This is a genomic window from Sporosarcina sp. P13 (assembly GCF_002743055.1).
Classification (GTDB): Bacteria; Bacillota; Bacilli; order Bacillales_A; family Planococcaceae; genus Sporosarcina.
In genome coordinates this window covers 1-22,672 of sequence record NZ_PDYM01000035.1, presented here as the reverse complement: position 1 = coordinate 22,672, position 22,672 = coordinate 1, and the positions used below count along the sequence as shown (strand labels likewise).

Genomic DNA, 22,672 nt, shown 5'->3' with positions numbered 1-22,672 from the left:
ATGGTGCCCGCGCTCATAGAATGTGTCCCCGCGCTCGTAGATTGTGGCTTTGCGCTCATAGTCCGTGACCCTGCGCTCATAGAAAGTGTTCTCGCGCTCATAGTCCGTGGCTCTGCGCTCATAGAAAGTGCCCCCGCGCTCATAGTCCGTGCCCCCGCGCTCATAGAAAGTGTTCTCGCGCTCATAGATCGCGGCTTTGCGCTCATAGACAGTGTCCCGACGCTCATAGCCCACATCTCCACCCAACAAAAAAGTACTGAGAACAGATAAATGTTCTCAGTACTTTTTAAATTCACAACTTATTTCATCATTGTAGGAATAGTATGATACTCTGCTGCATATCTTGTAAATGTTGCAGTTTGTCCGCATTGAATTGAACCACAGTAACAAAGCTATTCATAAGGAAGTGGGCGATTATGGGTGTCAGCAAACGTTTTGTTCGATAGTAGATAAATGCAAACGCAAGACCAGGCATCAAATACATGAGCAAGTGTTGCGGTTCGCCGTGTACTAACGAAAAGACGACACCACTGAAAATCGCCGCGATCAAGAAATTTGTCTTTGTGTACAAGCCGCCAAATAAAATACGGCGGAAGACAACTTCTTCAAGGAACGGAGCGAAAATGACCATTGGGAAAATTAAGATCGGAGCTGCTTTCGCAATACCCGAAAGCAGTTCCGTATTTTCGGAACCTGCTGTCACACCAAACATCGATTCAATCGCAGCACCTAGAATTTGTCCGGCCATTGCCAAGAAGAATCCGAGAACACCCCAAAGTACAACGCTTCCGAAACCAGCTGCTTTCCCTTTGAAGACAGGAATGAATTTTTTATTATTCCACAAGATGATGCCGATTACGATTGAAGCAATCCCTTGAGTAATGAACAATGTCCAAGCAAAACCGTTCGACACAGCATCTGATTCGGCCAAGCCCTTACCGGTGAAATAGTAAATCATCTCAGGTGCAAGCAAGATGCTAGTCATTTGTAGCAGAATATACGTGGCAAAGATGATTAACGCAACAAGCCAGTTTTTCACGGTGCACAACCTTTCTATCATACATGATGACCATTTTAGCGCGAAAAAAGACGTTTGGCAAAAAAAATGTCGAAAGCTTTTACTTGCAATTAAATGTGGAATTTATTAAGATAAGAAATGTATTAGCACTCACTCTTATTGAGTGCTAAGAAATTCAAAAATTATCTATTATCTTGAGGAGGTTGTTTCATTTTGTTGAAACCACTAGGTGACCGTATCGTAATCGAATTAATCGAAGCAGAAGAAAAAACAGCAAGCGGCATTGTATTACCGGACTCTGCGAAAGAAAAACCGCAAGAAGGTAAAGTAATTGCCGCAGGTACAGGCCGTGTTCTTGAGAACGGACAGCGTGTTGAATTAGAAGTATCAGAAGGTGACCGCATCATCTTCTCTAAATATTCAGGTACAGAAGTAAAGTATGAAGGCACAGAATACTTGATTTTGCGTGAAAGCGACATTCTAGCAATTATCGGTTAATCGACCGTTATAAAAAACGAATTAAATTAAAACGAAAATTCTGGAGGGAATCATTTACAATGGCTAAAGAACTTAAATTTAACGAAGATGCACGTTCCGCAATGCTACGCGGTGTAGACACATTAGCAGACGCTGTAAAAGTAACACTCGGACCAAAAGGACGTAACGTTGTTCTAGAGCGAAAATTTGGTTCACCATTAATCACAAATGACGGCGTAACAATCGCAAAAGAAATCGAATTGGAAGACGCTTTCGAAAACATGGGCGCAAAGCTCGTGGCAGAAGTTGCTTCTAAGACGAATGAAATTGCTGGGGACGGTACAACAACAGCAACAGTCCTAGCACAAGCAATGATCCGCGAAGGTCTTAAAAACGTAACAGCTGGCGCAAACCCGGTCGGTATCCGTAAAGGAATCGAAAAAGCGGTAATCGCAGCAGTTGAGGGCCTACAAGAAGTTTCCGATGAAATCGAAAGCAGACAGGAAATTGCACAAGTAGCGTCTATTTCATCTGGAGATGAAGAAGTCGGCGAGTTGATCTCGCAAGCTATGGAGCGCGTGGGCAACGACGGCGTTATCACAATCGAAGAATCTAAAGGTTTCATTACAGAACTAGATGTAGTAGAAGGTATGCAATTCGACCGTGGCTATGCATCTGCTTATATGGCAACAGACACGGACAAAATGGAAGCAGTTCTAGAGAATCCATACGTCTTGATCACAGATAAAAAGATTGGTAACATCCAAGAAATCCTTCCAGTACTAGAGCAAGTTGTTCAGCAAGGTAAGCCATTGTTGATCATCGCAGAAGATGTTGAAGGTGAAGCATTAGCTACACTAGTCGTCAACAAACTTCGCGGTACATTCAACGCGGTAGCAGTAAAAGCGCCAGGTTTCGGTGATCGTCGTAAAGCAATGCTAGAAGACATTGCGATCCTAACTGGTGGACAAGTAATTACAGAAGATCTAGGACTAGATCTAAAATCAGCAGACATTACTTCTCTAGGTAGCGCTGCTAAGATCGTTGTAACAAAAGATCACACAACAATCGTTGAAGGAAGCGGCGACAAAGGTTCTATCGAATCACGCGTAGGCCAAATCCGTTCACAATTAGAAGAATCTACTTCTGAATTCGACAAAGAGAAACTACAAGAACGTTTAGCTAAACTTGCTGGCGGCGTGGCAGTGATCAAAGTTGGAGCAGCAACTGAAACTGAGCTAAAAGAGCGCAAACTTCGTATCGAAGACGCATTGAACTCTACACGCGCAGCAGTTGAAGAAGGTATTGTATCTGGTGGTGGTACAGCATTAGTAAACGTCTATAAGCAAGTTGAAGGATTACTAGAATCTACTGAAGGCGACGTAGCAACAGGTATCAAAATTGTTCTACGCGCACTAGAAGAGCCAGTACGCCAAATTGCTACAAACGCAGGCCTTGAAGGTTCTATCGTAGTCGATCGCCTGAAGCGCGAAGAAGTCGGCATAGGCTTCAACGCAGCAGACGGCCAGTGGGTGAACATGGTAGAAGCAGGAATCGTGGATCCAACAAAGGTTACACGTTCCGCATTGCAAAATGCTGCATCTGTGGCGGCTATGTTCTTGACTACTGAAGCAGTTGTAGCAGACCTACCAGAAGCAGGTGGCGGTATGCCTGATATGGGCGGTATGGGCGGCATGGGCGGCATGATGTAAGAAAAGCACTAAAGGGCCTCTCGCAGGTTTGAACCGTAGCCTTAATTTCGGACAGTACAATAAAAGACTGGCTGCTGATTATGCGGCTATGGGATGACTTCGATATTCAATCGGAGTCATCTTTTTTAGGTTCCATTGCCTCCTTGATTCGTTGTAGTAATTCATATATTTATTAACGATTTTTTTTAATTCTTCTACCATCATTGCTTCCTCATTTTCTAATTCTTCCTTTTAATGCATCATAAATACACTTCGGAAAATAATCTTCGTAATCATTACTTTCTCGACCCGCATGTCTATCTATGATCTATATCCACTCATAATGGCTGTTTCAATTGATATTCGCTACATTACATAGTGCTGAAACACAATTTTTAAGTCCGTGTTTACGGATGACTTCATAGATACCTCGTATTTTTCATGTACAGCTAATTACGTTTCATAGCCTACCTTTCTAGTTCCTTGAGCTTTTTTTAATTCATTTTTCGACTCTGAATATTTATGACGTGCTTTGATTTACTCTTGTTTTAAGGGGCAGTTCCTGCAAAGAAGATGGAGTCTGTATTTAATGTTTGAATTTTTCGAATAAATAAAATATTGGCAATTTACAAAATTGCATACTATAATCACATACATGATAAATAGTTTCGTAAATGGAAGAAAATATAAATTCAAAGTTTCCTAAACTTTATAGGTTGGAGGTTAGAATATGGAAATATGGATGAAAGCGCTATCATTCATCCGTATGGAATGAAGTGCTTTGATCTATAGATTGTATGATTGTTAGGGACTATATCTTTTCTTTCTATCAAGGCGAGCTATCCAATGGCTACTTTCATTATGGCGTTCGTACTAAGTCCAATTACTAAGAAAATCTGACGCTGTTCCTTGTGGTTATCGGAAGGCAGCTAAATGCCGTTCGACACAAGAATATTTTTACTTCTGTTTCTAAACATCACTTTGATCTCACCGTTAATCAGGTAGTTGAAGGGCCGGATTAAAGATAAAAAGACACTAAAAATAATATTATTATCATTAGTGCAAACTGAAGGAATAAACCTTCACTTTTTAGGGGGTGTTGCAAGAAAACATGATATGCAATTTGAATGGGCTTTGAAGTTAGTAAAATTAAGAGGGGGAAGTACAAATGAAAAAGACTTTACTACTATTTTTAACTTTATTCCTAATTATTGCAGCAGGATGTTCGAACTCCGATGGAAGTACTTCAGCGGAGGAAGAATCTCCGGAAAAGGTAGCGGCGGAGTCTAATTTCCCTGAAAAAACGATCAAATTAATTGTTCCATTTTCACCTGGCTCTCTTAATGATAATCAGATGCGTCTTTTAGCTAAAGCCGCTGAAGAGTTTTTACCGAACAAACAAGCGATAACAATTGAAAACGTTGAGGGTGGCGGCGGTATCATCGCGATGACGGAATTGATGAATGCGAAACCAGATGGCTATACGATTGGTCAAGGTACGATTTCACATGTGAGCGTTTTGCCGCATTACGGCGATGCGTCATTTACACATGATAGCTTTCAACATATCCTGAGAAATACTGCAGCAATTCCAATGCTTGTCGTACAGGCAGATGCACCGTGGAATTCATACGATGAACTAGTTGCGTATGCAAAAGAAAATCCTGGAAAATTCAGATATGCAACGACAGGAGAAGGAAGTATTTCTAATTTGAATATCGTTGCAGTGTCAAAAGAACATGAAATTGAATTGAAAAATATTCCGTTTGAAGGTGGTTCTCAAGGGATTACAGCTCTGTTGGGTGGTCATATTGACGGAGCAGTTGTAATGCCAAGTGATGCAGTAGAACATATTGCCGCTGGAAAACTAAAACCTTTGTTTGTGTATTCGCAAGAGGATACTGAATATGAAACAGCTGCTACATTGAAAGACTACGGTTTGGAGTCCGGACTTCCAGCGGTCAATTTCTTGCTAGCACCAAAAGGCCTGCCGGCTGAGGAATTGGCTATTTTACATGACGCATTCTCTAAAGCGCAAGAGGATCCTGAAGTTTTAGAGTACCTGGACAATCTCTACCTAGGCGTCCATTACCTTGGACCAGAAGAGGCGCAGGAAGATTCAACGCGTTCGCATGAACTTGCTGGAAAATTACTGAAAGAGCTTGGTTTAATAGACTAACAAATGAAGGATTAGATGCAAAATCGAAAGTGTTAGTATATGATACTCCGATTCCGCTACTAGTTATAAAGGCAGATGCAACAAATAATTAATTTGGAGGTTATCTACATGATTGAAGTAACTAACAAAGTGAAATTAACAGTTAAAGACGATGATCCAAATCCATTTCTGCAAGGTGTATTCAAGCCTATTGGAAACGAGTATACAGCGACTACAGACAGTCTTAAAGTTATCGGGGAAATTCCGAAAGATCTAAACGGGGTTTATATACGAAACAGCCACAACCAAGTACATGATCCAATCGGTGTATACCATTATTTTGATGGTGATGGAATGCTTCATGGGGTTCATTTTGAAAATGGAAAAGCAACGTATCGTAACCGTTTCGTTCGAACAACAGGATTCCTTGCAGAACAAGCGGCGGAAAAATCATTATGGCCGGGCATTCTTGAGCCGCATAAAGCAACACGTCCAGGTTGGGGTAGTATGCGTACAATGAAGGACAACGCAGGTACGGACATCATTGCGCATGCGGGGAAGTTATTAGCAACGATGTCCCAATGTAGTGATGCGAACCGCCTAGATCCAATTACGTTGGAACCAGTCGAGTCCGATACTTGGAATGTAGACTTGGCTCCAGTCGGAATATGTTCCCACTTTAAAGTTGATAATGACACAGGTGAAATGATGTTCTTCAACTTCAGTGAAACATATCCGTATATGAACTATGGTGTTGTTGATGCAAAGAGTAATCTGAAGCACTTTGTTCCAATCGATCTTCCTGGTGCTCGTTGGCCACATGATATTGGAATTACGAAAAACTATTCCATCTTGCACGACTTACCATTTATTTTCGATCCGGAGCTATTGGCGAAAGGTGAACGTAAAGTTACATTTTTTGATGAAATGCCAGCTCGTTTCGGTGTTATTCCACGTTATGGTAATAATAACGATGTTAAGTGGTTCGAAGCGAAGCCTTGTTTCGTCCTTCACCTGTCAAACTGTTATGAAAATGGTGATGAAATCGTGATGGAAGGCTGCGTATCGTTTAATCCACAAAAGCCGAGTGTCGGTAAACAAGACGAAAATGCATTTGAAAAACAGATCAAACACTTCCAATTCAGTAAGGAAAACACGTATTATCGCATGTACCGCTGGAGATTCAATTTAAAAACGGGCAAAACAAAAGAGGAATTCTTGGATGATGAAGTAACGGAGTTTCCAATTGTTAGTAATGAAATTGTAGGAAAGAAATACCGTTATAGCTACAACGCTACATTTGATCCAAATAAACCTCAGTGGATAGACGGTGTGAAGAAATTCGATTTAATTGGTGGTACTACCGAAACTTATAAATATGGTGAAGGGCGTGCAGGTAGCGAGTCGCAATTAGCTTTGAGACCTAATGCGAAGGCGGAAGATGATGGCTACTTGATTACGATTGTGAATGACATGAACGAAAATCGAGCTGAATGTGTCATTTTCGATGCACAGGAAATTTCAAGGGGACCAGTGGCAAGAATTATTTTACCTGACCGTGCTCCAGGTGGATCGCACTCTTGTTGGGTTGAAGCAGATCGTATTGAAGGCGAACGTGTTTCATAGTTCGATAATTTCGAATGAAAGTGAAGGCGCCTACATTTATCCTAAAGGAAAAGGACTAATTAAATAAATTAAAATTATAATAATATGGTAATCTAGGGGGATAAAACTGAGTTATGGATTAAAAGGTAAAGTTGTGATTGTTACTGGTGGAAGCAGAGGGATTGGTAAAGCGATTGCCAAAGAATTTCTTGATAAAGAGGCGACTGTGGTAATCGGAAGCCGTACAAAAGAACAAGTTGAAGAAACGGTCACAGAGTTTTCAAGTATTGGGAAGATTGATGGATTTGCGTTGGATATCAGTGAGCGTGAAAGTGTTAATGAGTTTGTTGAAAAGACTAAACAAAAGTATGGAAGAATTGATGTTTTAGTAAACTGTGCGGGAATTAATACACGATCTCCAGCAGAACTCTTCCCTGAAGAAGACTGGATGAACGTTATGAATATTAATTTAAATGGTGCATTTAGAATGTCGCAGGAAGTCGGTAAAATAATGATAGAACAAAAGTCTGGTAATATCGTTAATATTACTTCTATATTGACGCATACGACTTTCTCAAAAATGGGATCTTATGCTGCAGCCAAGGCAGGTTTGGCTCATTATACAAAGATACTTGCGGTAGAATGGGCGCAACACAACATTCGAGTCAACGCGGTTAGCCCGGGGTATATCAAAACAGATTTTACAAAGCCGGGTGCTCTTGATATACCAGGGTACCGTGATTCGGTGTTAGCGCAAACACCGCAAGACCGATTTGGAACACCTAAAGAAGTTGCTGACAGTGTTGTCTTCCTAGCTTCAGATCAATCCACATTTATTAATGGACATGTGCTGGTAGTCGATGGAGGATTCCTAGCAGGGCATCCGCAAATCGCAGCGCCAGATGGGCAATGGAAGCAATTTCAAGAAGTGTAATTGTCTTAGTGAAAAAAGGGTTATCCCGAAAGTTGAAATAGAACTTTCGGTGTAACCTTTTTGATATTTTTTATTACTTCATCAATCTTAAATTTATATATAGTATGATGGTGAGGAATCAGTCTTTCCCTACTTAGTCATATCACGAATAAAAGTACACACTACTACGGCAAGTAGACTAGTAGGATACTAACTAAATTTTATAGTTCAAAGGAGAAGGTAAAAAGTTGGATAATTTAGATGAAATATTAGTCCAGGCTCTTTTGCAAAGCTATGAAGGGTTTATATTGTCTGACCGTAAAGGCCGCATCTTTTTCGCCAATGGAGCAGTAGAAGTCATATCAGGTATGAAGCTGGATCAGATTGTAGGTAAGACACCTGAGGAGATGCAGGAAAATGGTATTATTCTCAAACACTCCGAACGGATTTTGCAGAAAAATCCTTTGACAATTTATCAAAAACTAATTTCTGGGAAGGAAATATTTATAACGAGTAAAGCGATTCGTGATGAGAAAGGCAAGATACTCTGTTATGCTGCAAACTACCGTGATTTGACGTTATTGAACACTCTTTTTAATGAACATCTGAAATACTCTGAAATAAACTATTTGGAACTTGAAAGACTTCGAAAAAGCGTGACCCAAACAGATGGAATCATCAGTGTTTCGGAAAGTATGCAAAAGGTGAAAGTCTTGGTAGGAAAGGTTGCGCAGACTGACGCAACTGTTTTGGTGCTTGGTGAATCAGGTACAGGTAAAGAAGTAATTGCTAAAAGTATACATAACAGCAGTAGTCGATCAGAAGCGCCTTATATTCAAATCAATTGCGGAGCTATTCCGGAGAACTTAATGGAGGCAGAACTGTTCGGTTATGAAAAAGGGGCTTTTACAGGTGCACATGTAAGTAAACCTGGGTTGTTGGAAATTGCCAATCACGGAACTGTTCTTCTAGATGAAATCGGGGAAATGCCGCTGCATTTACAAGTGAAATTATTGCGTGCGATTCAGACAAATGAAATTACTCGTGTAGGAGGAACGGCTAAAAAACAACTTGATGTCCGCTATATTGCAGCAACCAATAAAGATTTGAAAAAACAGGTTGTAAAAGGTTTATTCCGAGAGGATCTTTACTACAGACTAAATGTACTGCAAATTGAGTTGCCTCCTTTAAGGGAACGTGTCGAAGATATTAAACATTTGGGGAATTTCTTTTTAGATAAATTGAACAAAAAGTATGGAAAAAAATTGCGGATTTCAGAAGGTGCAATGAAACTACTGTGCCTGTATGAATGGCCGGGAAATGTCCGTCAACTAGAAAATATGATGGAACAGCTTGTAATTTTATCAGAAGCCCCTTATATTGTTGAAAAAAACATACCACAGGAAATATCCCGTATTGTACCAAAAGAAATAGACACTTTCGAAGTCGCCCGTCCGTTAAAAGAAGCCGTAGAAGAGATTGAAGTTGAAGAAATAAAAAAAGCGCTATATTCAAATTCTTCAATTAGAAGTGCAGCAAAAGTATTGGAAATAAGCCATTCCACACTAATTCGGAAAATAAAACAATATGGAATTCAAAAATAACCTCTTTGAGGTTTTTTTTATACTTTGGCGGTTTGCAAATGAACCACCGGGTGTTTATGGTACTCTGATTAATCGAAAATAGACCACTATTGGTTCATAAATGATCCATATTTCAATTTAAGTTTATTTTTATTGAGCAAAACGTTGATTTGAAGCAATCGGAAAGTTGGCATGGATATTGCAATAGAGTAGGTGAGGAAAGGTGGTAAGAAGTTTTGAATGAAATTAAACTAACAGTCTTGGACGATGTGCCATACGTAAGTGTGCTGACGATAAATCGTCCACAATTTAAAAATGCATTAAATAGTGAACTAATTATGCAGATGTCTGCAATAATTGATCAGTTGGAGGAAGACAATAAAACGAGTGTTGTTATTCTGCAGGGCAGTGAGGGGAATTTTGCTGCGGGTGCAGATATAAAAGAAATGTTGCAAAGTGATCAGAAAGAAATCGATCGAGTGGTAATGGGAGTCAATTCATTGCATACGAAAATGAGCAATAGTCCGATCATTTTTATTGCCGCAATTGAAGGTTATTGTTTGGGTGGAGGATTTGAACTAGCTTTAGCCTGTGATATTCGTATAGCTTCATCGGAGGCTATATTTGGATTGCCGGAAGTAAAGCTTGGCATATTGCCAGGTGGCTGGGGCACTCAAAAGTTTGCTTCTTTAGCAGGAACTTCTTTTGCTATGAAGTATTTATTGACAGGTGATTTTATAGAATCTGAGAAAGCGCATTCATTTGGATTAGTAAGCGATAGGGTTGAAAATCCATGGGAGCAAAGTGTGGAAATGGCAAAAAAGATTGCATCCCATAGTGCCCATTCCGTCCAGGAGATAAAAAAACTGATCACAGGTGTGGAATATACAGCACTTGCTCCGGGTTATGAACTGGAAAGAACCGCTTTTAAACAACTCTTTACAAAGGGGGATGCAAGGGAAGGACTTCATGCTTTTACAGAAAAAAGAAAACCAAACTTTGGAAGGTCGTGATTCATATCGAAACAGTATATATTGTTGCTGCTAAAAGAACAGCTATCGGTTCTTTCGGTCAGTCATTAAAAGGCTATTCAGCTGTGCAACTTGGAGAAATCGTAGTCAATGAATTATTTTATGAAAATCCTTCTTTAAAAGAAGAGGTGGATGAAATTCTCATCGGAAACGTATTTAAACATGGGTTAAAAGGAAATCCTGCACGTCAAATTGGTATTCAGACAGGCTTGCCGATTACAAGCTCGGCCGCTACTATCGATATGCAGTGTGCTTCTGGACTTGCTGCGATGATTCAAGGCTTCAATAATATTCGTAGCGGTCAGAGTGATGTTATTGTAGCAGGTGGAATTGAAAGTATGACGAATGTACCGCACCTATCCCTGGATAGCAGATGGGGCAAACGTTTAGGTGATCCCCGAATGGTCGATGCGTTATTCCATGATGGATTAACATGCGCCATTGAAAATTACCATATGGGTGTAACAGCAGAAAATTTAGTATCTCGCTATGGTATCACACGCGAAAAGCAGGATGAATATGCATTAGAAAGTCAAAGAAAAGCAATGAAAGCGATAGAGGCAGGTAATTTTACTGAAGAAATCGTTCCCGTTCCAGGTCTGCAGAAAGGTACGTACTTCAGTACGGATGAGCATCCAAGAAGCACGTCTTTGGAAAAACTAAGTAGCTTGAAATCAGCATTTAAGAGTGAAGGGTCTGTTACTGCAGGTAATGCATCGGGGTTAAATGATGGTGCTGCCGCTTTGCTGCTCGTTTCCGAAAGTGCAATAAAACGTCTGGATATTAAACCGCTTGCAAAAATTGTGGCAACATCGATCTGCGGTGTGCAGCCTTCGATGATGGGAATTGGACCTGTCCCAGCAGTCTTACAAGCACTTGACAAAGCAGAACTAGAAATTAATGATATGGATTTATTTGAAATAAATGAAGCGTTTGCATCTCAAGTGTTAGCCGTCGATATGGAGCTTAATATTCCTAAAGAAAAGCTAAATGTCAACGGTGGTGCAATTGCGTTGGGCCATCCGGTAGGCGCATCTGGGGCACGAATTATGGTGACATTATTGCATGAATTAAAAAGAAGAGGTCTGGAAAAAGGAATCGGATCATTATGCGTAGGAGGCGGTCAGGGTGCAGCGGCAATCATCGAAATTGTTTACTAAGGTGCTTATTGTTGGTGGGGGGTTAATGGGTGCGGGCATTGCACAGGTCATAGCAGAAAGCGGAGTTCAGGTCGTTTTGGTTGATCAAAGCGAGGCACAATTGGAACGGGCAAAACAGCAAATCGAAAAAATGTATAACAGAAGACATCCTGAAATAGATGTACAATCCGTGATCAAAAATATTACATTTACGACGAATATGGAAGCAGGCAAAAAGTGCCTATTGGCTATTGAAGCAGTACCGGAAAAAATGGAAATCAAAAAGGAAGTTTTCCGAAGTTTAAGCGAGCTATTACCTGATAATGCCATTATCGCTAGCAATACGTCATCGCTGTCTATTGCAGCGATGAGCAGTGTGACAAAAAAACCTGAAAATGTTGTTGGTATGCATTTTTTCAGTCCAGTGCCTATTATGAAGCTACTGGAAATCATCAAAGGAATTAACACATCGAATGAGACCGTTGAAAAAGTTCGGGAGTTTGGTGAGTTGATTGGCAAGGAGGTCATTATTGCAAAAGACTTCCCAGGATTTACAGTAAACCGTGCGCTTGTGCCGATGCTGAATGAAGCAGCATTTCTAGTGATGGAGGGCAATGACCCTGCTGAAATTGACAAAGGAATGATGCTCGGTGCAAACCATCCAATTGGACCGTTAAAGCTAATCGATTCACTGGGCGTAGATGTGCTCTTATTTACAGCGGAAAGTTTATACGAAGGATTTAATGACTCCAAATACAGGCCTTGCCCACTACTAAAGCGGATGGTTGAAGCAGGGCATTTAGGTAAAAAAACTGGTAAAGGGTTCTACAATTACTAAAAGGGGCGAAAAAGATGACAACAATGATAGAAGAAAGAAAAATGATAAGGGATTTAGCGAAGAAAATTGCCAAGGATCATTTTGAACCGCGTGCAGCAGAGATTGATAAAAACGGAGAAATGCCTTGGGATAATTTAAAGATCCTTGCTGAGAACGGATTATTCGGAGCACATATACCCGAAGAATACGGCGGCACAGGAGCAGATTTCCACAGTCATCTATCAGTCGTGGAAGAGGTAGCTAAAGCATGTGCGTCTACATCAGTCGCATTGTCTACACAGGCTCTAACAATGGCACCGTTTCTCATTGCGGGGACCCAAGAGCAAAAAGAAAAATATTTGACAAAACTAGCTACGGGTGAAGTGCTCGGTTCGTTTGGAATTACAGAATCGCAAGCTGGTTCAGATGTCGCGGGTGTGAAAACAACTGCTACAAAGGATGGGGACAACTATATTTTAAATGGTCACAAAATCTTTATAACAAATGCGGGCGAATCAGAAATTTACGTGTTTGTAACGCGCACTTCTGAAGAGCGGACGAAAGGCATCACGCTCTTTATTGTAGAAAAGGGTACAGAAGGACTGACATTCGGTAAAAAAGAAGAAAAAATGGGGATCAGAGGTTCAGTCACAAGGGAGGTATTTTTAGAAAATGTTCGTGTGCCTATCGCCAATATGCTTGGAGGCGAAGGAGAAGGATTTAAAATTCTGATGACAGTATTTAATGAAACAAGACCGGTGGTAGGAGCACAAGCGCTTGGTATTGCGGGAGCGGCTTTCGACTATGCAAAAAACTATATTCAAGAGCGCACTCAATTTGGTAAAACGCTTGATCAGTTCCAGCTGTCGCGCGCCAAAATATCGGAAATGTTTATTAAATTAGAAACTGCGCGTTTACTAGTTTATGAATCTGGACAAAGGTTGCAAGACCAGGATAGTCAAGTTCCGCTGTATTCATCTATGGCAAAGTGTTATGCCTCTGACGTTGCGATGGAACTGACGACGGATGCGGTACAGTTACTTGGTGGAAATGGTTACATTCAGGACTACCCAGTGGAACGTTTTATGCGTGATGCGAAAATTACACAAATTTATGAGGGAACGAATCAGATTCAATTATTAATTATCGCCAACGAACTATTGAATTAACAGGGGGGATATTGTGAATTTATTCGATGTGAAAAATAAGGTTGTTATTGTAACGGGTGCAGGAAGAGGAATTGGTCGCAGTATTGCGAAAGGATTTGCGAAAGAAGGGGCAAAGGTAGTTGTCTGCAGCCGTACGAAAGCGGAACTTACTGTACTAAAAAATGAAATCAAAGCTGACGGCGGTATTTGTGAAGTAGTGACATGCGATGTTGGTATACGCTCCGATATTGAGCGTGTTATCAAAACCACTGTTGATACATTTGGTAAGCTAGACGTACTCATTAACAATGCGGGCATGACCAAGAAAGTACCGGCTATCGATCTTACTATGGAAGATTTTAAACAGGTTATTGATGTGAATTTAACAGGGGTCTTTTCATTTGCACAACTTGCAGGCCGGGTGATGATCAAACAAGGATTTGGCAAAATCATAAACATATCGTCGATTGCTTCTGTGCAGGGATTAAAAGGATCTGTTGCTTACGCAGCGAGCAAAGGAGGTGTAAAACTGATCACGGAAACATTGGCTATAGAGTGGGCTGAGCACGGTGTTCAAGTTAACGCAATCGCTCCGGCATATGTGGAAACGCCACTTATGGAAGCGTTAAAGACATCTCGTGTAGGATTTGAAGAAGCTGTTATTCAGCGGACTCCGATGGGTAGGATGGCAAAGCCAGACGAAATGATTGGGGCATGCATATTCCTTGCAAGCGAGGCGTCATCGTATATAACAGGGGAAACGATATTTCTCGATGGCGGCTGGAAAGCGTACGGTTTATAACCCCGAAATACACTTTCCGTACTGTATTATTCCCTGCCGCACCAAAAGTTACATGGGCTCTTATTTCGAGGAAGAAATTTCAGAGGAAACAAAAATCATTATTGATTTGGCAATGAGAAATACGTAAGGGGGGAGTATTGGTATGCAGTCTTTATGGTTTAAAAGTTATCCTGAAAATATTCCGCACGAAATTGTTATAGAAGACAAAACAATGGTAGATGTGTTTTATGAAGCGGTGTCTTATAATCCAGATCATTTGGCCCTAGTAGAAGGTGATCGTGAAATGACATACGCAGAATTACGCAATCGGGTTCATCAATTGTCAAATGCACTAACGAAAAAAGGGGTGAAGAAAGGTGATAGGGTAGCATTGATGATGGAAAACAGCATCGAATGTGTCATTAGTTATTATGCTGTTCTCGTAATAGGTGCTGTGGTCGTTCAAAATAATCCACTTTATACAAGACGTGAATTGTACTACCAATTGAAAGATGCAGACGTATCAATGCTCATTATTGATGAACATCTAGCGGAACAATTTTTGGATGTAACGAAAGAAACCCCGGTGATAACGGTCTGGCTAACTGGTAATTCGAATAAAAGTGAAACAAGTTTATCGAGGGTGTTCAAAGAAGAATCAACTAATTTCGAATATGTACCTTTAGATGCCGCTAACGATGTCGCAATTTTGCAGTACACTGGTGGAACGACGGGGCTTTCAAAGGGCGTCATGCTCACACACCGCAATATTTTTGCTAACGTTGTCCAAACGCATACCTTTTTAGGGGTATACACCAAACCTTCGAAGGAGCGCCTTTTGAATGTGCTACCACTGTTTCATGTATACGGTATGACGGTTTCAATGAACTATATGATTTATTTAAAATCAACAATGCATCTCGTCAGAAAGTTTAAAAGTACTGAAACATTGCAACTGATAGACAAGTATAAGATTACTATGTTTCCGGGAACACCAACAATCTATGTTGCGGTAAATAATGATGAAAATGTATCGCAATACAATATTGACAGTATTCACACATGCATCAGTGGATCAGCTCCACTGCCCGTGGAAATAAAAAATCAATTCGAAAGACTTACAGGGGCTAAAATAGTGGATGCCTACGGGCTTAGCGAAGCATCACCGGTCACACATACTAATCCGATAAATGGTGTAAGAAAACCTGGTAGCATGGGGCTGCCGATTCCTAATACAGAAGCTAAAATCATGTCAGTAGCTGATGGGATAAACGAGCTTTCTGTTAATGAACCAGGAGAACTAGTGATAAAAGGTCCGCAAGTCATGAAAGGCTATTGGGGGATGACCGAAGAAACTGAAGCAGTATTGCGGGATGGCTGGTTATATACTGGGGATATTGCATATATTGATGAAGACGGCTACTTTTATATCGTGAGCCGTAAAAAAGAAGTCATTATTTCAAGTGGTTTTAATATATACCCGCGTGATGTCGAGGAAGTCGTATTTAATCATCCCGCTGTTCAGGAAGTGGTAGCTATTGGTGTGCCACATGAATACCGTGGTGAAAATGTTAAAGTATTTATCGTTTTAAAAAGTGGCTATAAATTAGAAGGAGTGGATATCATTGATTTTTGCAAAGATAAAATGGCGAAATATAAATTACCGTCTGAAGTGGAGTTTTTGGATGAATTACCGAAAACTGCAGTTGGGAAAGTTTTGCGTAGAAAATTAGCTAAACCAGAAATAAAATAATGACCCTTAATAATTAAAGCCATAGGTATTTAATGAAGCATCTAGAAGTTTTGAAACTGGAAGTTATTTCACGGACTAACATAAAACGCTCGAAGGCATTGATTATTCCATTATAATTGTCATGTTAATGCGATACTAGTGAAAATCATCACATCATTTATTAGATGCAATCGAAAAGTTTCGAAGATTAACCGTGAATCTTATTAGAACAGTATGTTAATAAATAATAATGAGAAAGCAAGGTGTGAAAATGAGACTAAAAGGGCAAACAGCGATTATTACGGGTGGGGCAGGGGGAATTGGTCGTGCAACAGTAGAGCGTTTTCTTGAAGAAGGTGCAAATGTAGTTGTCGCTGATTATGATCATGTTTCGGGTGAAAAGTTCGTAAATGAAGTGGATGAAGGAAATGGGAAAGTAATTTTTTTGCCTGTGAATGTTGCAGATAGGGATAGTGTGCAAAAGCTTATTGATGCCACTCTCGAGAAATATGGTTCTATAGATGTTCTTGTTAATAATGCAGGTATCACTCGGGATGCGATGTTCTCGAAAATGACAATGGAGCAATGGCAGGAAGTTTTAAACGTAAATCTTACAGGTGTATTTAACTGCACCCAGGCTGTATTACCTACCATGGTAGGGAATGGTAAAGGAAAGATTATTAATACTAGCTCGATTAGTGGTGTTTATGGAAACATCGGACAGACTAACTACGCAGCTAGCAAGTCTGCATTGATTGGAATGACGAAAACTTGGGCCAAAGAACTCGGCCGCAAAGGGATTCAAGTTAATGCAGTAGCGCCCGGATACACATCGACTGCAATGGTAGAATCAATTCCTGACCAAGTAAAAGAGAAAATGATAAGTAATACATCCTTAAAGAGGTTAGGTAAACCACGTGATATTGCAAATGCTTATCTTTTCCTTGCCTCCGATGAATCTGATTATATAACGGGCCATGTGCTACATGTTGATGGAGGAATCTCTTCCTAAATAAGATGGAAGATAAAAAGTATTGTACTTTCGTGGCAGGTTAGTAAAGAAGCGCGAATACAGATTAAACGACATTTCATTAAAAAAGAGAAATAGGGAGGATGATTTTTCTGATTAAAGTTGAAAACGAGATAAAAATCACAATAGCAGAGGACGAAACAAATCCATTCTTGCTTGATCATTTCACTGCTGTAGGCAAAGAATATACTGCAACAACTGATAGTTTAGAAGTTATTGGTGAAATTCCACAAGACTTAAACGGAATTTATATACGTAACGGTCATAACCAAGTGCATGAACCAATGGGTGTTTACCATACATTTGATGGAGATGGGATGTTGCACGCAGTTCATTTCGAGAATGGTAAAGCTACATACCGAAATCGATTTGTTCGTACAACTGGATTTTTAGCAGAACAAGCAGCTCAGAAATCTTTATGGCCTGGAATGCTAGAGCCACACTTAAACACACGTCAAGGTTGGGGAAGTATGCGTTCCATGAAAGACAATGCGGGTACGGATGTTATTGCACACGCTGGTAAGTTATTGGCTACCATGTCTCAATGTAGTGAAGCAAATCGACTGGATCCAATTACTTTGGATATGGCAGACACGGATTCTTGGAATGCGACGATTGCTCCTGACGGAATTTGTTCTCACTTTAAAGTAGACAATGCTACGGGAGAGTTGATGTTCTTTAACTTCAGCGAACAATATCCGTATATGCATTATGGTGTTGTAGGACCCGACAACGAGCTAAAGCATTATATTCCAATAGACTTGCCTGGTGTTCGTTGGCCACATGATCTCGGAATTACTACAAACTATTCAATCCTTCATGACTTGCCATTTATCTTTGATCCTGAATTACTTGCAAAAGGCGAGAGAAAAGTAACGTTCTTCGATGATATGCCAGCCCGTTTTGGTATCATTCCACGTCACGGTACAGACAAAGATATTAAATGGTTTGAAGCAAAACCATGCTTCATCTTACACTTGTCCAACTGTTATGAAAGCGGTGACAAGGTTATAATGGAAGGTTGTGTAACCTTTAATCCTAGAAAGCCGGCCGTGGGAAAACAAGGTGCAGATGCAATTGATAAAATGAAAAATCAATTCGATAAAGGTGAGACACGTTATAGAATGTATCGCTGGATATTCAATATGAAAACCGGGGAGACGAAAGAAGAATTCCTTGATGATGAAATCACTGAGTTCCCGGCTGTAAATAATGAGTACGTTGCTAAAAAATATCCTTACAGCTACAACTCATTGTTTGATATGAATATTGCTTGGTGGCTAAGTGGTTTGAAGAAATATGATTTACAAGAAAATACGACACAAGAGTATTACTATGGTGAAGGCCGTGGTGGTAGTGAAGCGCACTTAGCCCTTCGCGATAATGCAGTAGAAGAGGACGATGGATACTTAATCACATTAGTTACGGATATGAAAGAAAATCGTTCGGAATGTGTGATTCTAGATGCAAAAGATATTACACAAGGACCGGTTGCAAGAATTATACTTCCACATCGTATACCGATTGGAGCGCACGCTTGTTGGGTAGAAGCTGATCGTATCAAAGGCGAGCGAGTGTAATGAGAGCCCTTTAAAAACTATATTAGAAGGTGTGATTAAAAAGGGATTCACATACGCATTATTATTGCTTGTTAGCCTTATGCTTGTTGCAAGTACAGGAAATACGTCAGAGAATACGGATAAAGAACATGCGAAAGATGTTAATTCAAATGAAAAAGATAGTATTGTTATCGGTGTTGCTGCAGAACCCCTCAATTTACTTGGCAGTATGACGCCAGACTTTAGTGTAGGATCTGTCATTCAGACTAATAGACTATGACGGCAAAGGGGATTTTCTGCCTAGTCTAGCAACAGAGTGGAAAAGTGTTGATGAACTAACATGGGAATTTAAATTAAGGGACGACGTAAAATTTCATAATGGGCACCTTTTAATGCGGATTCTGTAAAATATACTATTGATTTCATGCTGAATCCTGATAATAATTCTACTTATGGTGGACGTTTGATAAAAGATCTCGAGGAATTCAAAATTATCGATGACTATACAATTCAATTTGTAACAAAAAGACCAATGGCGAATTTCCTAAATCGTGCGGTTACAGACTTTCAGTTTTTAGAACCGGGTTATATAGAAGAAGTGGGTATTGAAGAAGCCGCTAAGAAACCGATTGGCACTGGACCATATAAATTAAGTGAATGGCGAGCTGGCGAATCCATAACACTTATAGCAAATAAGGACTATTGGAAAATGGGCCGACAATTAAAGAAGCTACGATTAAATTCATTCCAGAATTCAGTTCACGTCTTTCTGCTTTATTAAGCGGTGACGTTGATTTAATTAAAAGTGTTCCGGTTGACTCAATGGAGCGTGTGGAATCGGATAGCGAGTCGAAAAAAATTTCTGGATTAACAGGTAGACCTACATTAATACAGTTTAACACATTTAAAAAGGGGCCACTTCAAGATGTAAGAGTAAGACAAGCAATAAATTATGCATTGGATGTAGACTTTTTACTTGAAAATGTCATGAATGGTAAAGGTCAAAGGCTAAAAGGTTTACTGACGCCGATCAACCTTAGTTACACAGAGGTAGAAGGCTATGAATACAATCCCGAAAAGGCATTGGATTTAATTGCAGAAGCTGGCTATAAAGCGGAAGACATCAAGCTGACGATGAATACAACGAATGGATACTACCCGATGGACAGCCAAGTTTCACAAGCAATTGCTGGGGAACTAGAGAAGATCGGTATTAATGTAAAAGTCGAACAAGTTGAAGCAGGAATTTACATGGAAAGAATGACAAGTAAAAAAATGGACGATTTATTCTTTTTCACCTCAGCCGCATAAACTGAGGGAGAAAACTTTCTATCATTCTTTTTCTCTCCAACTGGCGTATATCGTTACCATGATGATTCGAAGTTATTAGAAGAGATTCAAGGAACATTTGGTATTTTTGATCAACAAGAGAGACAAAAAGCGTTTGATGATATTCAATATCGCTTGAATGATCTGGCTGTTAGCGTTCCTTTATGGATTGGTGATGACATTTGGGGTGCTCGAAATGATATTGAATTCACACCACGTTATGATGAGTCCATGGAAATTATCGGTATGAGTAGGGGAAACTAATCGCCTTAAATAGAATTCAATAGGAAGTGATTTTCCTTTATAAAGATTTGAGTTTAGTCTGTCTAATATACGAAAACACCACGGAAGACCGTTGGAATTACGCAGAAAATCAGTTTTGTATTTAATGATATAAATACAAAACTGTTTTTTTTATTCCTGTTTTTTTAATTAATGAAAACTATCTTTTAAGTCGGAGAAAAATATGTGTCGTAAATAATCGGAGTGCAAGCAAAGTGTAGTATGCGGAGTTGTGGAATAAACAGAGTAGGGTGGAAAAATTTAAAAGATGGAAAGCGTAGTCTGAAAAGATTGAAGTGATTGATTACTGAGAGGAGGACAATAAAATGAATGACTTTTTAATTGTTGGAGGAGGAATTGTCGGCCTTTCAACGGGAGTAGCTTTATACGAACGATTTCCAAACGCAAAAGTAGTTATTTTGGAAAAGGAAGCTGAAATTGCATCACATCAGACAGGCCATAATAGTGGAGTTATTCATTCTGGTATTTATTATAAACCTGGAAGCTTTAAAGCAGAGTTCGCCAGAATAGGAAATGAATCTATGAAGTATTTCTGTAAGACCCACGGAATCGAACATGATATTTGTGGAAAAGTGATAGTGGCAACTACCAAAGAAGAACTCCCTTTACTCGATAGCCTATATAGAAGGGGGATTGAAAATCAATTGGATATCAAAAAAGTTGGTGTGAGTGAGCTAAAGGAAATAGAGCCCCATGTTAATGGTTTAGGTGCAATACAAGTACCACAAGCGGGTATAGTCAACTATAAACAAGTAAGTCAGAAGTTTTTAGAAATCATTGAGTCAAGTGGTGGGGAAGTTAAGCTAAATGCAAAGGTTGAAAAGATAGTTGAAGAAAAGGATTTTGTAATTGTGGAAACGCAAAATGAAACGTTCAAGGCAAGAACTGTTATTAATTGTGCTGGTTTACATAGTGACCGTGTTGCATTGGCTGCAGGATATAAAACGGATATGAAAATAGTTCCGTTCCGAGGCGAGTACTATAATCTAGTGCCAGAAAAAAGGCATCTAGTTAAACATTTAATTTATCCAGTACCTAATCCGAAATTTCCGTTTTTAGGAGTTCACTTTACTAGAATGATTGGTGGAGAAGTGGATGCGGGACCTAATGCTGTATTGGGCTTTAAAAGAGAAGGTTATAAGAAGACGGACTTCAGCGGGAAGGATCTTGCCGAGGTACTAGGATTTAAAGGTTTTTGGCTTCTTGCTAACAAGTTTAAAAGGGAAGGCATGGAGGAATATGCTCGGTCATTTAGTAAAAAAAGATTTACCAAAAGTTTGCAGCAACTCATCCCTGAAATTACAGAAAGGGATTTAATTCCGGCTACAGCAGGAGTTAGGGCACAAGCCGTAAGTGAAGATGGAAATATAGTAGATGATTTTAATATTATTATGGGGAAAAATACTATCCACGTGTGCAATGCCCCATCCCCGGCTGCTACAGCTTCAATTGAAATAGGAAAAGAAATTGTACGTAGAATATCTGAAAGATCTAATCTATTGGAAAGAGATACGGCGCGTAAGGAGACTATTTATGTTTAATTCTAAGACGATGTTCATTGCAGGCCATGCGAAATTACCGCAAGGAATGGCTGCTAAAAATGTGTTTGACAGTTTAAGTATTACAGCAGAAGTAGATATTAAATATGGTGTGATCCTCCAAGCTTCTTGTACGTTAGCTACTGAACACGGAAGGGACATTGTCGGGAATCTTTTAAAAGGTTTTAGTTTAAAGGATGAGATAACCGAGGCTACCGAATGTATACAGAATTATTATAAAGGTAAAGCTAGTAAAAGCCTTGTAGCCACTTTAAAGGATCTAGAGCAACATTATTGCCAATTAGGTTAAAGTTTAAAATTGTAGTAATAGCATTTTCGCTACTCTGAATTATTTGATATATTAATATTATAGGTCGCTTAGATATGTTTATTTTAAGATTAACCGTTCGAAAACATAAACAGTCTTTGCAACTATAAATATTAATTACTGTCGAATTTACTTTGACTCTGTTAAAACGGAGCAGGTTGGTAAATTGGAGCCAGTTTCAAAATAAAACCTAAGGCGTTTGGGGAATTATTTTAACTGGCTTTTTTTGTATGAAAAATCACTTAGGGGGAATTTCAGATGAATATTACAGAAGATAAAGTAAATAAGTTCGCCACAAAAACAGAAAATTATGAGGTGGAAATTCACCAACAATCTAACCGTCTTTATCATATTACTCTTGAAAAGTAAGCGTCAAAAAATGAACACGTTGTTTCATATAAAAGAAAATGCCCCAAAGAATCGATCATAAAGATTCTTCGGGGCGTTTTCTATTTCTTTGACTGGATATAACAATTCTTTGGTAAGGTCTTC

At 39.6% G+C, this 22,672-nt stretch carries 19 protein-coding genes and 2 pseudogenes; 19 read left to right on the top strand and 2 right to left on the bottom strand.

From position 1 onward, the window contains the following. Positions 1-270, top strand: coding sequence for a hypothetical protein (locus CSV79_RS16645; protein ID WP_143560583.1), 270 nt, complete (start codon positions 1-3; stop codon positions 268-270). A gap of 37 nt (positions 271-307) precedes the next feature. Here CSV79_RS16645 and CSV79_RS13375 read toward each other — a convergent pair whose 3' ends face one another. After that, the gene (locus tag CSV79_RS13375) at positions 308-1,039 is read right to left on the bottom strand and encodes a CPBP family intramembrane glutamic endopeptidase (RefSeq protein ID WP_158232545.1); all 732 of its coding nucleotides are present in this window, start codon (positions 1,037-1,039) and stop codon (positions 308-310) included. Positions 1,040-1,231: 192 nt separating this feature from the next. On the opposite strand from CSV79_RS13375, the gene groES reads away from it, so the two are divergent. Continuing rightward, complete coding sequence (groES, locus tag CSV79_RS13370) at positions 1,232-1,516, top strand: co-chaperone GroES (protein WP_099689563.1); 285 nt, start codon at positions 1,232-1,234, stop codon at positions 1,514-1,516. Positions 1,517-1,575: 59 nt separating this feature from the next. Then, positions 1,576-3,207 (top strand): chaperonin GroEL, encoded by a 1,632-nt coding sequence (gene groL, locus CSV79_RS13365; RefSeq protein WP_099689562.1) that lies wholly within the window; start codon positions 1,576-1,578, stop codon positions 3,205-3,207. 78 nt (positions 3,208-3,285) lie between these two features. On the opposite strand, the pseudogene CSV79_RS13360 reads toward groL, so the two are convergent. Further along, a pseudogene (locus CSV79_RS13360) lies at positions 3,286-3,402 on the bottom strand (IS3 family transposase); the annotation flags it as partial. A gap of 952 nt (positions 3,403-4,354) precedes the next feature. Between CSV79_RS13360 and CSV79_RS13355 the strand changes: the two are divergent. The 16 genes and pseudogenes from CSV79_RS13355 (at position 4,355) to CSV79_RS13275 (ending at position 22,162) form a co-directional block, all read left to right on the top strand. Continuing rightward, the gene (locus tag CSV79_RS13355; protein ID WP_099689560.1) at positions 4,355-5,365 is read left to right on the top strand and encodes a tripartite tricarboxylate transporter substrate binding protein; all 1,011 of its coding nucleotides are present in this window, start codon (positions 4,355-4,357) and stop codon (positions 5,363-5,365) included. Positions 5,366-5,473: 108 nt separating this feature from the next. After that, positions 5,474-6,970, top strand: coding sequence for a carotenoid oxygenase family protein (locus CSV79_RS13350; RefSeq protein WP_099689559.1), 1,497 nt, complete (start codon positions 5,474-5,476; stop codon positions 6,968-6,970). A 100-nt stretch (positions 6,971-7,070) separates the two neighbouring features. Further along, complete coding sequence (locus CSV79_RS13345; protein WP_099689558.1) at positions 7,071-7,883, top strand: SDR family NAD(P)-dependent oxidoreductase; 813 nt, start codon at positions 7,071-7,073, stop codon at positions 7,881-7,883. Positions 7,884-8,110: 227 nt separating this feature from the next. Next, positions 8,111-9,466: a sigma-54 interaction domain-containing protein gene (locus tag CSV79_RS13340; protein WP_099689557.1), complete on the top strand. Its 1,356-nt coding sequence runs from the start codon at positions 8,111-8,113 to the stop codon at positions 9,464-9,466. A gap of 215 nt (positions 9,467-9,681) precedes the next feature. After that, positions 9,682-10,458: an enoyl-CoA hydratase/isomerase family protein gene (locus CSV79_RS13335; protein ID WP_099689556.1), complete on the top strand. Its 777-nt coding sequence runs from the start codon at positions 9,682-9,684 to the stop codon at positions 10,456-10,458. Next, complete coding sequence (locus CSV79_RS13330) at positions 10,455-11,636, top strand: thiolase family protein (protein ID WP_369824987.1); 1,182 nt, start codon at positions 10,455-10,457, stop codon at positions 11,634-11,636. The genes CSV79_RS13335 and CSV79_RS13330 overlap by 4 nt, the downstream gene beginning before the upstream one ends. Next, positions 11,605-12,453 carry a 3-hydroxyacyl-CoA dehydrogenase family protein gene (locus tag CSV79_RS13325; protein WP_233201455.1) on the top strand — a complete coding sequence of 283 codons (849 nt, stop codon included), beginning with the start codon at positions 11,605-11,607 and terminating at the stop codon, positions 12,451-12,453. The genes CSV79_RS13330 and CSV79_RS13325 overlap by 32 nt, the downstream gene beginning before the upstream one ends. Positions 12,454-12,467: 14 nt before the next feature. Further along, a complete protein-coding gene (locus CSV79_RS13320) occupies positions 12,468-13,601 on the top strand; it encodes an acyl-CoA dehydrogenase family protein (RefSeq protein ID WP_099689555.1) in 1,134 nt (377 codons plus the stop codon). A 13-nt stretch (positions 13,602-13,614) separates the two neighbouring features. Further along, positions 13,615-14,382: an SDR family NAD(P)-dependent oxidoreductase gene (locus CSV79_RS13315; RefSeq protein WP_158232543.1), complete on the top strand. Its 768-nt coding sequence runs from the start codon at positions 13,615-13,617 to the stop codon at positions 14,380-14,382. A 142-nt stretch (positions 14,383-14,524) separates the two neighbouring features. Continuing rightward, entirely contained in the window at positions 14,525-16,114 is a 1,590-nt protein-coding gene (locus CSV79_RS13310) for a long-chain-fatty-acid--CoA ligase (RefSeq protein WP_199171923.1), read from the top strand. A 250-nt stretch (positions 16,115-16,364) separates the two neighbouring features. Next, the gene (gene fabG, locus CSV79_RS13305; RefSeq protein ID WP_099689552.1) at positions 16,365-17,105 is read left to right on the top strand and encodes a 3-oxoacyl-ACP reductase FabG; all 741 of its coding nucleotides are present in this window, start codon (positions 16,365-16,367) and stop codon (positions 17,103-17,105) included. 101 nt (positions 17,106-17,206) lie between these two features. Continuing rightward, a complete protein-coding gene (locus CSV79_RS13300) occupies positions 17,207-18,703 on the top strand; it encodes a carotenoid oxygenase family protein (protein ID WP_099689551.1) in 1,497 nt (498 codons plus the stop codon). A 31-nt stretch (positions 18,704-18,734) separates the two neighbouring features. Next, a complete protein-coding gene (locus tag CSV79_RS13295; protein WP_099689550.1) occupies positions 18,735-18,962 on the top strand; it encodes a hypothetical protein in 228 nt (75 codons plus the stop codon). Next, a pseudogene (locus CSV79_RS17455) lies at positions 18,937-19,993 on the top strand (ABC transporter substrate-binding protein). The gene CSV79_RS13295 and the pseudogene CSV79_RS17455 overlap by 26 nt, the downstream one beginning before the upstream one ends. Positions 19,994-20,619: 626 nt before the next feature. Then, positions 20,620-21,855 carry an L-2-hydroxyglutarate oxidase gene (gene lhgO / locus CSV79_RS13280; RefSeq protein ID WP_099689548.1) on the top strand — a complete coding sequence of 412 codons (1,236 nt, stop codon included), beginning with the start codon at positions 20,620-20,622 and terminating at the stop codon, positions 21,853-21,855. After that, positions 21,848-22,162 carry a DUF3870 domain-containing protein gene (locus tag CSV79_RS13275; protein ID WP_099689547.1) on the top strand — a complete coding sequence of 105 codons (315 nt, stop codon included), beginning with the start codon at positions 21,848-21,850 and terminating at the stop codon, positions 22,160-22,162. The genes lhgO and CSV79_RS13275 overlap by 8 nt, the downstream gene beginning before the upstream one ends. Positions 22,163-22,672: the final 510 nt, after the last annotated feature.

Excerpts from the sequence above, each read along its gene's own strand:
- CSV79_RS13350 (WP_099689559.1), top strand. The coding sequence starts at position 5,474 with ATGATTGAAGTAACTAACAAAGTGAAATTAACAGTTAAAGACGATGAT.
- CSV79_RS13275 (WP_099689547.1), top strand. The coding sequence starts at position 21,848 with ATGTTTAATTCTAAGACGATGTTCATTGCAGGCCATGCGAAATTACCG.
- CSV79_RS16645 (WP_143560583.1), top strand. The coding sequence starts at position 1 with ATGGTGCCCGCGCTCATAGAATGTGTCCCCGCGCTCGTAGATTGTGGC.
- lhgO (WP_099689548.1), top strand. The coding sequence starts at position 20,620 with ATGAATGACTTTTTAATTGTTGGAGGAGGAATTGTCGGCCTTTCAACG.
- groL (WP_099689562.1), top strand. The coding sequence starts at position 1,576 with ATGGCTAAAGAACTTAAATTTAACGAAGATGCACGTTCCGCAATGCTA.
- CSV79_RS13300 (WP_099689551.1), top strand. The coding sequence starts at position 17,207 with ATGATTTTTCTGATTAAAGTTGAAAACGAGATAAAAATCACAATAGCA.
- fabG (WP_099689552.1), top strand. The coding sequence starts at position 16,365 with ATGAGACTAAAAGGGCAAACAGCGATTATTACGGGTGGGGCAGGGGGA.
- CSV79_RS13320 (WP_099689555.1), top strand. The coding sequence starts at position 12,468 with ATGACAACAATGATAGAAGAAAGAAAAATGATAAGGGATTTAGCGAAG.
- CSV79_RS13310 (WP_199171923.1), top strand. The coding sequence starts at position 14,525 with ATGCAGTCTTTATGGTTTAAAAGTTATCCTGAAAATATTCCGCACGAA.
- CSV79_RS13355 (WP_099689560.1), top strand. The coding sequence starts at position 4,355 with ATGAAAAAGACTTTACTACTATTTTTAACTTTATTCCTAATTATTGCA.